Below are 13,187 nucleotides of genomic sequence, written 5' to 3'. Positions count from 1 at the left end.
TATCTCTTCTTTTCTTGTTTCGCTATGTATTTAGCATACTAAGTACTGAAGAACCTCAATTCTTCATGGGAGGGAAAGCCACCGATACGGAACTCTTCCGCAATTTCCTTCTCGATATTAATTTCGCCCGTGTTGAACTTTTTGAGTTCGATAAAGACAGGAATACAAGCGTGCTTCAAATTCCCTTTCTTGCCCTTGAGCGCTTCCAATCCCATCCGGCGCAAAAAGGTAGATTTTCCAGCACCCGGCCCCCCTAAAACCATTAAATATTGCTTTTGATTAGCAACTTTGAGTCCCTCTTGCTTTTGGCAATCTTCAGGCTGAAAACTGCGTTGCTTAGCTTGGCGGTAAACTTCTTCGAGCGTTTCCACCGACTCAAAACTACGGATAGCCCTGTCATCCAAAAACTGAACGGCAGTATAAACAGATTCCAAGGACACTGGTTCACGCATTCCCAATACTTTCAGAATGCCGTGCCGTTCGGTGTAGTTCTGAGCATATTGCCTAGATGCGGCATCAATCGCCTGCTTGACTTTTTTTCCATCCAGGGCTTTGCCAAACCGATCTAAAATCTTACCCCCACCTGCCCAGATAGATTGGAAAACTGGAACGGCTACACCACTGACGGCTTGGGCGATTAGAGGTTCAAATCCTGTCATGGGGGTATATGAGTCAGTCAGTACGAGAGGATGTCCACAGGTTAACCGCTATGCTTCTCCAGTTGCCAGTACAAGCTGAATAGGAGGCTTAGTTAAAGGCAATCCTGGTCGAGTGCGATCGCACTTTGAGGGAATATACAGCGATCGCTTAGTCATAATTGAGTAAGTACATTTGCTTAGAAAAAAAATAAAAAATGGCAAGACCCACACAAGCCCAAATGTCCAAAACGATTAGAAAGAGCCAGCCTGATGTGGCAAAGGACCTGACAAAACGCCAGATGGAGTACTACATGGGTGCCAAATTAATTACTTTGGTATCCAGTCGTTGGAGATAACAAAACTCGCCAAGCGCCGGATGCAATGGTTGTCTTTGGCAGACCAAAAGGAGACAGGGGTTCCTACAAGCAATGGGAAGAAGACAACATTCCACCACAGGTTGTATTTGAAATCTTATCCCCCGGCAATCGCCTCAAAGGAATGGCTCATAAACTCAAATTTTATGAACGCTATGGCGTAGAAGAATATTACATCTATGACCCCGACAACCCAGAATTAATTGGTTGGCAGCGCTCTGGAGAAGCTTTCGAGATAATCGACGAGATGAATGGTTGGGTTAGTCCTCATCTGGGGATAAGGTTTCAGATAATATCTGACAACCTAGAAATTTTCTCACCTTCAGGAGAAAGATTCCTTACCTATGTTGAACTGGCTCAACTGATGGAGCAGGAACGCCAACGCGCCGAACAGGAACGCCAACGCGCTGATGAAGCACTTAGCCAACTGGAACAGGAAAGACAGCGCTATCAAGCATTAGAGGCGCTACTGCGAGAACGAGGGATTAACCCAGAGCAGTTGTGAAGCTCACTCTTGCACCAACCCACTCACCCGCCAGGGATTCAAATCCCTGGCTAATAGATAAAGTCCTCTTAAGAGGACTCATATAAATACCTATGCTTAAAAGATTTCAGTCCACTTTAGTGGACTTGAGCTATTAGCCCGGAGTTCAAACTCCGGGCGGTGCGAATGGGTTGGTGCAAGATCTCCGGAAGTAGAATCCATCCTCAAGCACTGAAATACCTGGCTACCGGATGATAAGCAACAATCGCAGTTGTAGACTGTTCAGGATGCAGTTGTTCGCTTTCATCCATCCGGAGATTAATGCGATCGCTTCCCAACAACTCCAGTTGTTTATACTGGTCTTGCATATTCGGACAAGCCGGATAGCCAAAACTATACCGAGAACCCCGATACCGTTGCGCCAACACATCCCGAATATTATCCGGCTCCTCACTACCAAATCCCAATTCCCGACGAATCCGGGCGTGTGTCCACTCCGCCAAAGCTTCCGCCATCTGCACCGCTAATCCGTGGAAGTAGAGATAATCCGTATACTGGTTGGAGTCAAAAAGCGACTTTGCATACTTAGTCGCAATCTCTCCAACCGTCACAGCCTGCATCGGGAACACATCCACAATCCCAGACTCCTTCGGTGCATAGAAATCAGCAATGCACAAACGACGCATAGAGCGCTGCCTAGGGAAATCAAACGTCGCTATGGGATTTTGTAGGGGCGCAAGGCCTTGCGCCCCTACAATGTCATCTATTGCAGCAGGATTGTATACGTGCAACGAATTGCCCTCAGCTTGACAGGGGAAATAGCCATAAACTATCTGAGGATGCAGCAAGTTTTCTTGGATAATGCGCTGCTTCAAGTCTTCGAGAATTGGGTAAACCTTCTCTTGTAGAAACTCATCGTACTCTTCCCGCGATTGGCTTTGAGGTTTGCGGAACTGCCACTGTCCAGCAATCAAAGCTTGCAAATCCAGATACCCAAACACCTCTTCTAACGGGATATCCTCTGGTTGCAGTATCTTGGTTCCCCAGAAGGGAGGAGTCGGACGCTCAATATCTAACGTGACATCATCAGAACGGCGCGTATCTATGGGCGCTGGTTCAGCCGCCTCCGCTTCTTGTAGGGGTGCAAGGCTTTGTGCCCCTAAACCGTTTTCTTGATCACCATTCGTTGACACCTCAAAAGTTTCATCTACTTCATTCAAAAAGCCCTTTAAATCATCCCACTCACCTGCCGCTTTAGCAGGCATTAACTTATCCATGAAATGCAAATCAGAGAAGGCATCTTTGCCGTAAATTACCTTACCTTTGTAAGTATTTTGGCAATCCTCATACACAAACTTAGGCGTCAGGGCAGCACCCCCCAGAATCACGGGTACTCTTATGCCTCGCTCATTGAATGTCGCCAGATTATCTTTCATGAACGCCGTAGACTTCACCAGTAGCCCACTCATCGCGATGCAGTCAGCTTTATGCTGTTCGTAAGCATCAATGATGTTATCCACTGGCTGTTTGATGCCCAGGTTAATCACCTTATAGCCATTATTGGAAAGGATAATATCGACAAGGTTTTTACCAATGTCGTGAACATCCCCTTTAACAGTGGCAATCAGAAATGTACCCTTGGCATTATTACCACTGTCTGCTTTTTCCATGAATGGTTCTAGATACGCCACGGCTGCTTTCATGGTTTCCGCTGATTGCAACACAAAGGGAAGTTGCATTTGCCCGGAACCGAATAGTTCTCCGACGACTTTCATGCCATCTAAGAGAAAGACGTTGATGATTTCGAGGGGTGGATGTGTTTCTAAGGCTTTGGCTAGCTGTTCTTCTAACCCAATACGCTCACCATCAATAATGTGACGCTTGAGGCGTTCTTCAACGGGGAGTTGGTCATCTTGGGAGCGATCGCGTTTTGTGGTTTTCCCTTGAAACAGCGTGGTAAGCTCTCCCAATGGGTCATACGTGCAAATATCCCCCTCAAATTGCCGTTCATCAAAGATTAACTTCCGGCAGACTTCCTGATGTTCTGGCTCAATCTTCGCTAAAGGCAGAATCTTACTTGCACTAACAATCGCCGCATCCATCCCCGCTTCCATCGCGAAGTGCAAAAACATCGAGTTCAGCACTATCCGCGCTGCTGGGTTCAAGCCGAAGGAAACATTAGAGACGCCCAAAATAACGTGACATCCTGGAAGTTCTTCCCGGATGCGGCGAATGGATTCAATCGTCGCTTTCCCATTTGCCCTATCTTCTTCGATACCTGTAGAAATCGGTAGAGCTAAGGTGTCAAAGAAGATTTCATGAGATGGGATGCCATATTCTACAGCTTGGCGATAGGCGCGTTGTGCGATCGCAAATTTCTTGTCTGCCGTTCGCGCCATCCCCTCTTCATCAATCGTGCCTATTACAACACCCGCACCGTACTGCTTCGCCAACTCCAGCACCTTTAAGAAACGCTCCTCCCCATCTTCATAGTTCGTGGAGTTCAGTAGACACTTGCCCCCCGCAACCTTTAGTCCCGCCTCCATCTTTTCCCATTCCGTGGAGTCCAGCATCAGCGGCAGAGTAACATTTGTTACCAAGCGAGACACTAATTCGTGCATATCTCGCACACCGTCACGTCCTACATAGTCCACGTTGACATCAAGGACGTGTGCCCCTTCTCGTACTTGCGACTTCGCCAAAGAAACCAGTCCATCCCAATCTTCAGCATTCAACAAATCCCGGCACTTCTTGGAACCACTGGCATTCAAGCGTTCCCCCACAATCAGGAACGAGTTATCCTGCTCATAAGGTTGGGCACTGTAAATCGATGCTGCCGAGGGTTCAAAGTTGGGATGCCGTTCTTTTGGCTTCAACGTTGCGCCAATCTCTGCTAATTGTTGAATATGATCGGGCCGCGTACCGCAACAGCCGCCAATCACCTGCACGCCCAAATCTTCCACAAAATGCATCAATGCCATCCGCAGTTCCATCGGCGTCAGCTTGTAGTGGGCATGACCCCCAACGTTTTCCGGTAGTCCGGCATTGGGGATACAGGAAACGACAAACGGCGAATGCTCTGACAAGTATTTAATATGATCTACCATCCGGTCTGGGCCAGTAGCACAGTTAAGACCAAGGATGTCAATCGGGTAACGCTCTAAAATCGTTAGCGCTGCATTAATTTCTGACCCCAACAGCATTGTGCCTTGGGCTTCCATCGTCACTGACACCATCAGCGGCAATCGTGCGCCTTTGTCTTCAAATACCTCTTCAACAGCATTTAGCGCTGCCTTAATTTGCAGAACATCCTGACACGTTTCGATAATCAACAAATCAGCCCCACCGTCATATAGCCCTGTGGCTTGCTCTGCAAACGAGGCTTTCATCGTGTCGTAGTCAATATGCCCTAGTGTCGGCAACTTAGTCGTTGGTCCTATCGAACCTGCAACAAATCGGGGCTTTTCGGGCGTGGAATACTCAGCCGCCACACGCTTTGCCAATTCGGCTGCTTTCTTATTCAGAATATAGGCTTGGTCGGCAAGGTCATACTCTGCCAGCACAATTGACGCACCACCAAAGGTATCCGTCTCGATGACATCCGCCCCAACTTCCAGAAAGCCTCGATGCACTTTCTCCACAGCTTCTGGCTTAGTCATAACCAGGTACTCGTTACAGCCTTCGTACTGCGCTCCACCAAAGTCTTCTGCTGTCAGGTCTTGCGTTTGGAGTGAGCTTCCCATTGCACCATCAAAGACTATAACAGGGCGATCGGGGCTATGGAGGTGAGTCAGGAAGGGGCTGTTCATAGACGGCTGTCTTTATAGAAAGTTGGGTTAGGCTTTGGATGATTAGCTTAATATATTGTGCAAAATTTCGAGCAATTAGGAGCGCACAAAACGATGAATGTGCAGGCAGTAACACCATCGACTCCCCCGCAAGAGTCAGTTCGTGCAGAGACAGCAGTCATTTTGGAAGGTGTTAGTTGGCAAACCTTCAAGAACCTAATGGCAGATATAGGGGATAGTCGCGCCTGTAGAGTTGCCTATGAGCGAGGGAAGTTAGAAATTAGAATGCCATTACCAGAACATGAAGAGCCTAAGCGATTGATAGAAAGCTTTGTTGAATCATTAGCTGATGAGCTAGAGATTGAGATTAGAAGCCTTGGTGCTTTGTTTCTCGAACGGGAAGACTTAACTCGTGCGGTTGAACCTGACACTTGTTTCTATATTCAAAATGAATCTAAAGTTAGAGGCAAAAATATTGACTTACTAAATGACCCACCTCCAGATTTAGCTTTCGAGTCAGATTACACCCGTTCTTCTTTAAATAAATTCAATATTTACGCTTTACTTGGGGTTCCCGAACTTTGGAGATACCGCAAGCAAAGTTTACAGGTTTATCAACTGGTTGAGGGAAAGTACGAGCAGAGTGATAAAAGTTTAGCTTTTCCCATCTTGCCGATTGCAGAAATTCCAGGATTTATAGAGCCAAGCAAAACAATTGGACAAAGAGCCTCTGTGCGTTTATTTCGGACACGACTTCGAGAAATATTGCAAAGTTCTAGTCAGTAATAAATGAAGAATTGCTCCCAGTCAGACTATATCGATAAGCTTAAAGATTTCTCACACTATTTCGAGTCATCCTTCACCCAGATATAACGTGTTGGCTCAAAGCTCATCACTTTTTTGAAGTCATGGAGACAAGTTCGCATTTCCTCAAAATTGAAGGGCTTCTTCGTACTGCGCCGCCAATCAGCTTTATCTAATGTGCCGATTACTAAATAATCATTGCCAATCACTTCTGGTTGTTGCTGCATGAATAGGAAGGCTAGCTGCTGCTCAATCTCATCTTGATGGGCAATGATCAAATCACAGTAGGGACAGTAGCGGCAGCTTTTGTTCAGTACAACTGGCTGTAGTGGATTTACATGGATGAAGAGAGGAAACTTCCGCAGATTGGTCTTACCATCGCACTTCGGACAGGAGGTAAATCGTGCATCCTGGTGGGGGTTTAAGAAAAATTTGTGGCGGGGAGGTTGCTTACCAAAGCGGGTCATGACTCTCTCCTACAGCATCATAGAGTCAGGTTATCATATGCCCACTACTCTACGTTGCCTGTCGTACCTCTAAAAATTGAACAAAGCGATCGCTTTCTTAAAACTCCTTCAATTTATGCCATGCTTCCAGTCAGGATGCCAGGAACTTACCTTTTAAAGTTTTTGTTTAAAGATCTAGCTTAATCAAGCAAGCTTTGTCTAACTTACAACTTGAATCCGTAATGTTTAAAGATTCAAGTTGTATTCCATGTATAACGCCATAGCTCTCTTGAAAAGAGGTTAGGAGTTAGCACACAGAGGTAAGAGGTATAAAAATTTTCAGCGTTGTGCCTCCCGGACATGAGGTCTCCTGTTACCAAGGCGATCGCATTTAAGGAGGTAAGCTTGAAGTAGGCTGAGAAATACATGGATTACTCAAGTGCTGAGCGTACGATCGCATTTTCTTCCTCTTGATAGCGTTTTAGGAAGTCAATGCCGCCTCAGCAGTCTGGCGTAATCGCGATAATTGTTATGGCTCTTCACTAGACTTCTTTAAAGATTGAAACAACAATGGTTTCTACATTTCCAACTTCTCATTCTGTTGACTTATCTCAGATCAGACTAAGTATCCGCTCCTTGCAACCTCAGTTGGTGGAGTGGCGTAGGCATCTGCATCAACGTCCGGAACTAGGCTTTAAAGAGCAGCTAACGGCTCAATTGATTGCACAAAAATTGCAGGAATGGGGAATTGAGCATCAAACTGGTATTGCCGAGACAGGCATTGTTGCGACAATTCCTAGCAACCGTCCAGGGCCAGTTCTAGCGATTCGGGCAGATATGGATGCGTTGCCTGTTCAAGAAGAGAATGATGTACCTTACCGCTCTATGCATGATGGAGTGATGCACGCTTGTGGTCATGATGGGCATGTTGCGATCGCATTAGGTACAGCTTACTACCTCTCCCAACATCGAGATGACTTTGCAGGTACAGTAAAATTTATCTTCCAACCCGCCGAAGAAGGTCCAGGCGGCGCAAAGCCAATGGTTGAAGCAGGTGTCTTAAAAAACCCTGATGTCGATGCGATTATTGGCTTGCATTTGTGGAACAATCTTCCTCTTGGTACAGTAGGGGTTCGTAGTGGAGCATTGATGGCAGCAGTCGAGTGCTTTAACTGCACAATTTTGGGTAAAGGCGGACATGGCGCAATGCCTCACCAAACTGTTGATTCAGTCGTCGTTAGTGCCCAAATTGTCAATGCTTTACAAACTATCGTCGCACGTAATGTTGACCCCATTGATTCAGCCGTTGTAACTGTTGGTGAACTCCATGCAGGTACAGCACAGAACGTCATCGCGGGTACAGCACGGATGAGCGGAACAGTTCGGTATTTCAACCCAAAATTAGAAGGGTATTTTGGCAAGCGATTGGAGCAAGTAATTGCGGGGGTTTGCCAAAGTCAGGGTGCAAGTTACGAACTAGATTATTGGCATCTCTATCCACCCGTAATTAATGATGTAAAGATAGCTGAACTAGTTCGCTCAGTTGCGTCTGAGGTTATAGAATCGCCAGTAGGAATTGTGCCAGAATGTCAGACTATGGGCGGTGAAGATATGGCATTTTTCCTTCAAGCTGTACCAGGTTGCTACTTCTTTTTGGGGTCTGCTAATCCCACCAAAGATTTAGCCTATCCCCATCATCATCCAAGATTTGATTTTGATGAAACAGCTTTAGGAATGGGTGTAGAAATCTTTGTCCACTGCGTAGAAAAGTTTTGCCGCTGAGCTTTAAAACTTGGGATAACTAACAACTATCTTGGGGTGAAGTTAGCGGTAATCCTTTGCGTAATTTCCTCGCTCCAAGGTGTCAAATGTCAGCATCCCACCACCTGGTTATCACAACCAACGCCCGAAAGTATCACTTGAGAGTAACTCACAAGAGCCTTTGGGTCGAAACTAGGGATGTTGTAAAAACTGAGCAGTTGGGTAGGTACGACTACTCCTTAAAAAATACCTCTATGGATAGGAGATTGGGTGTCATCAGAGCTTGGAGTTTGTTTCCAGGCTTAGCTGTGCATCCGAAGGAGATTGCATGGAACAGAAATGCGATCGCAAAAAAACTCAGCCAATTCTTGACACTACTGCCTTTAGTAGGTGCGATCGCAACTCAATCCGCGATCGCACAACCTGTCACTTCAGACGGTAGTACCAATACAATTGTCACTCCTGATGGTAATCGCCTCGACATCACAGGAGGACAATTATCCAACGATGGCACTAATCTGTTTCATAGCTTTAGTCAGTTTGGACTAGACGCAAACCAGATTGGGAACTTCATTTCCAATCCTGAAATTCTCAATATCCTCTCTCGCGTCACTGGAGGTAATCCCTCCGTCATCAACGGTTTACTGCAAGTAACGGGTGGTAACTCCAACCTATTCTTAATCAACCCAGCAGGGATTATTTTTGGCTCAAACGCTCAGCTAAATGTCCCCGCCTCATTTACCGCCACCACTGCTACAGGTATCAGCTTTGGCAATCACTGGTTTAGTGCCACGGGTGCTAATGACTACGCCGCACTCGTCGGAACACCTAGCAACTTTGCCTTTACTACCTCTATGCCTGGGGCAATTCTCAACGATGGGGAATTAACTGTGCAACCGGGACAGAATCTCACCCTTCTAGGCGGCACTGTTGTCAATACAGGGAAGCTTACTGCACCTGGCGGTAATATCAATGTGGCAGCAGTACCCGGTGAGAGCTTAGTTCGCCTGAGCCAACCTGGAAGTGTTCTAAGCTTGGAGGTACAACCTTTAAGTGGTGCAGCGGATAGTCAGCCTAATGCTTGGACACTGCCAGTTGTAGCATTACCCCAACTGTTAACAGGTGGTAGTGACACGAATGCGACAGAGTTAACAACTAACAGTGATGGAACGGTTGCACTCTCTGGTTCTGGAATTCCTATCGCCGCAGGGGATGTAGTCGGAGGAGATGTTAGAGCAAAAGCCGCAACCCTCTCGGCAAACCACAACCTGACGCTGGTAGAAAGTCAGTTGCAGACGACAGGGGACTTGCAGTTATTAGCACAGGATACCGTCCAGGTGCGGGATAGTGTCAGCACTCCTTTTTTGGCGCAAGCTGGAGGCAATCTTTACATCCAGGGTAAAGAGAGGATTGATATACTTGCCCTAAATCATCCCCAGACCCCTTTTCAAAGTGGTGGTGAACTCAGTTTAGTCAGTAATGGTGACATCTCCGGAGATGCCCACTTTACCAGTGGTAGCAGCTTCTCAATACTCGATTTATCCGGCAATCCTGGTAGCTTTGTCAGTCTCTACGACCCGATTATCAGTTCCAATGGTGATGTCGTTTTTGGCAATTATACAGGTGCAGCACTTAAAGTTGAGGCGATAGGAAGCATCAGGGGAGGAAACATTACCATCACTCAGCCAGATACCTCTGGTGCAATTCCTTCTACCGACGAGCATTTCGAGATTTTGACGACGACTCCAAGCTTGGTGTTGCAAGCTGGAAAAGCTGCATTAGAGTATCCGGCTAATGTTCCTCAACTGGGAATTGGTACGCCACCAATTGACTTTACAGGTGATACTACCGGATTAACACCGGGAAGTATTGAGGTTGACAGAGTTACAACGTCATCGGGCACAGCAGGGCAAAATGCTGGGACGGTGATTATGGAGGCGACAGGTGATATTCAGGTGGCGCGGATTGTTTCGGATTGGAACGGTGCGACAGGGACAGGAGATGGTGGTGATATTAGCCTTACATCAGGTGGTGATATTACCATTTCGATTCCCCCCTTAGAGAGTATTCGCTCAACGAGTAGTAACGGCAATGGCGGTGATATTAGCCTGATTGCAGGTGGTGATATTAGCTTGCTAGATGTTCTCTCCACAGGCAATAACGGCAGTGGTGGTGATATCACCATTACAGTGGGTGGCAATGTTAACGTCGATGACATTCAAACCAGAGGCACCTTAAATGGTGGCGAGGTTCAGGTAACGAGTGGTGGCACGATTGACACGACAACAGCAAATCAAGACAATGCAACTGCTACAGGGATTATTGGCTCTTGTTCAACAACCGTAATTAATGTTTGCACAGGGGATGGAACGGGTAGGGGTGGAAACATTACACTGCAAGCGGCTAACAGTATTGCGACTGGAAGCGTTGATGCTAGCGGGCTTGCAGGGGGTGGCGATATCACACTCACGAGTAATGAGATTGACTTTGTTCCAGTTCGGACAACTCCTCCAGTGGTCAGAAGTAGTGGTGCGCTTGTACTTCAACCGTTCACCTCTGGGCAAGATATTGAAATCGGGGGAACTGGTGATACAGGTGCTTTGAATCTAAGCACAACTGACCTTGCTGCATTGGAAGATGGCTTTAGTCTCCTCACCTTCGGAGGTTCAGACAATACGGGTAACATTACGGTAAATGCCACTACATTTTTTGACCCCGTAACAATTCAGTCTGCCACAGGTGCGATCGCAGTTAATGGAGCGATCATCGGGTTAGACAACGCCTCTATTACACTACAAGCAAACCAGGACATTACAACCGAAGACATCACTACCAATGGTTCAGCCATCACTCTGATTAGCGAAGCAGGTTCTGTAGAGACTGGTAATTTGAATTCTTCAGGGGTAGCTGAGGGTGGAGATATTACAATTTCTGCCCTAACCCAGATCACGACAGGTATCATTGACTCCAGTTCAACTCAGGGCGATGCTGGTGATGTGACCCTTGACCCGGAAAATGACATTGATGTTGTTTCGATCAATGCTCAGGGAGGGGTTGCAGGGACTGGTGGCAATGTTGATATTACAAGCGAGCAATTCTTCCGCGCTTCTGGTACGTTCACCGACCAAACAAACACAACGACAAGCATCTCTACGGCTGGCGGTATCACTGGCGGTTCTGTAATCATTCGGCATGACGGTGGTGCCACTGACACGCCTTTTACAGTGGGAGCAGATTACAACGCGATTAATGGTACAGCAGGTGCGATCGCAACCGGAAGCGACAATCAAATTCTCTTTGGTGTATACCCTGAACTCTACAATCAAGGAGTTGCACCAAGCGATATTCAACTGATTACTTCAGCAATAGATACTCCTATCGATCCAAATCCTATCGATCCAAATCCTATCGATCCAAATCCTATCGATCCAAATCCTATCGATCCAAATCCTGTCGATCCAAATCCTATCGATCCAAATCCTATCGATCCGAATCCTGTCGATCCAAATCCTATCGATCCAAATCCTATCGATCCAAATCCTGTCGATCCGAATCCTGTACCACCTGATTTACCAGTAGATGCGACGATACTCCCGCAGCAAAATCCAGTATCCCAACTCTCTACCGATGTAAGTCTTCCCTCTGTGGAAATTGACCCGGTATTGGCTCCAGTCGATGAAGCATTCACTCGCCAGTTTGAAGCTCATTTAGGACTTCCCAATAATGAAATCCGCACGCTGCCTGAGGCACAAGAGATTTTACAGGATATAGAAAAAGCAACAGGCGTCAAACCTGCCCTCATCTATGTGACGTTTGTGCCTCCTGATACGTCACTTAACGCACAACCTAACAGGGACAACGAGGAACTTGAACTGTTATTGGTAACCTCTACAGGGAATGCGATTCGTAAACGAGTGGGTACGAAGCGCCCAAAAGTTCTGAACGTTGCAGATACATTTCGCGAGAGTGTTACCAATGTTAGAGACAACCGTGACTACTTGTACCCGTCCCGGCAACTTTACCAGTGGTTAATTGCTCCATTAGAAGAAGATTTACAGACGCAAGGTATCCAGAACTTAGTATTTATTATGGATGTCGGTTTGCGATCGGTAGCAGTTGCAGCACTCAACGATGGGAAACAATTTCTAGTAGAGCGGTATAGTGTTGGACTAATGCCTAGTCTCAGCCTCACCGATACCCGCTACAAAGACATCAAAGACTCTCAAGTATTGGGGATGGGTGTTGAGGAATTTCCTGATAAAAGACCCTTACCAGCCGTACCTTTAGAGTTAAATGTCATCACAAAGCAACTCTGGACAGGTAAATCTTTCCTAGACGGTGCCTTTACCCTAGATAATCTCAAAGCTCAACGCAAACAAGAACCGTTTGGAATTATCCACCTAGCAACTCATGCTAATTTCCTACCTGGTGCAGCAAGCAATTCATACATTCAGTTGTGGAATAGCAAGCTACGCCTTGACCAGTTGCCACAACTCGGATGGAATAAACCACCTGTAGAATTATTAGTACTGAGTGCCTGTCGCTCGGCTTTAGGAGATGAGGAAGCCGAACTCGGCTTTGCGGGGTTGTCAGTGCAAGCTGGGGTAAAGTCCTCACTCGCCAGTTTGTGGTATGTCAGTGATGAAGGCACACTAGGCTTGATGACAAACTTCTATCAAAAGCTGAAGACAGCTCCTATCAAAGCAGTAGCCTTACAACAGGCACAGATAGCGATGTTGAACGGGGAAGTTCGAGTCGAAGATGGTCAGTTGTATACACCAGGGGGAGTACTGACTTTACCACCAGAGCTAGCGCAAACAGGAAATCGACCGTTGACGCATCCTTATTATTGGGCAGCGTTCACATTGGTAGGCAACCCTTGGTAAAGATAG

General features: G+C 46.7%; 6 protein-coding genes and 1 pseudogene. 4 read left to right on the top strand and 3 right to left on the bottom strand.

The window, feature by feature from the left end; translation table 11 throughout:
• Positions 1–38: 38 nt before the first annotated feature.
• Positions 39–659 (bottom strand): hypothetical protein, encoded by a 621-nt coding sequence (locus AC5JL3_RS21900; RefSeq protein WP_496076496.1) that lies wholly within the window; start codon positions 657–659, stop codon positions 39–41.
• Positions 660–965: 306 nt separating this feature from the next.
• Between AC5JL3_RS21900 and AC5JL3_RS21895 the strand changes: the two are divergent.
• A pseudogene (locus tag AC5JL3_RS21895) lies at positions 966–1,517 on the top strand (Uma2 family endonuclease); the annotation flags it as partial.
• A 203-nt stretch (positions 1,518–1,720) separates the two neighbouring features.
• On the opposite strand, the gene metH reads toward AC5JL3_RS21895, so the two are convergent.
• Positions 1,721–5,305, bottom strand: a complete 3,585-nt coding sequence (gene metH, locus AC5JL3_RS21890; protein WP_496076495.1) for a methionine synthase — start codon at positions 5,303–5,305, stop codon at positions 1,721–1,723.
• Between the two features lie 93 nt (positions 5,306–5,398).
• Here metH and AC5JL3_RS21885 point away from each other — a divergent pair, with 93 nt between their 5' ends.
• Positions 5,399–6,070: a Uma2 family endonuclease gene (locus AC5JL3_RS21885; RefSeq protein WP_496076494.1), complete on the top strand. Its 672-nt coding sequence runs from the start codon at positions 5,399–5,401 to the stop codon at positions 6,068–6,070.
• Between the two features lie 56 nt (positions 6,071–6,126).
• Here AC5JL3_RS21885 and AC5JL3_RS21880 read toward each other — a convergent pair whose 3' ends face one another.
• Positions 6,127–6,555 (bottom strand): hypothetical protein, encoded by a 429-nt coding sequence (locus AC5JL3_RS21880; protein WP_496076493.1) that lies wholly within the window; start codon positions 6,553–6,555, stop codon positions 6,127–6,129.
• Positions 6,556–7,104: 549 nt separating this feature from the next.
• Here AC5JL3_RS21880 and AC5JL3_RS21875 point away from each other — a divergent pair.
• Together AC5JL3_RS21875 and AC5JL3_RS21870 are read left to right on the top strand one after the other, a co-directional pair.
• Positions 7,105–8,316 carry a M20 metallopeptidase family protein gene (locus tag AC5JL3_RS21875; protein ID WP_496076492.1) on the top strand — a complete coding sequence of 404 codons (1,212 nt, stop codon included), beginning with the start codon at positions 7,105–7,107 and terminating at the stop codon, positions 8,314–8,316.
• Between the two features lie 86 nt (positions 8,317–8,402).
• Positions 8,403–13,181, top strand: a complete 4,779-nt coding sequence (locus AC5JL3_RS21870) for a CHAT domain-containing protein (protein WP_496076491.1) — start codon at positions 8,403–8,405, stop codon at positions 13,179–13,181.
• The last annotated feature ends 6 nt before the right edge of the window (positions 13,182–13,187 follow it).

Source organism: Symplocastrum torsivum, assembly GCF_059505465.1.
This window is presented reverse-complemented; position numbering and strand designations above follow the sequence as displayed.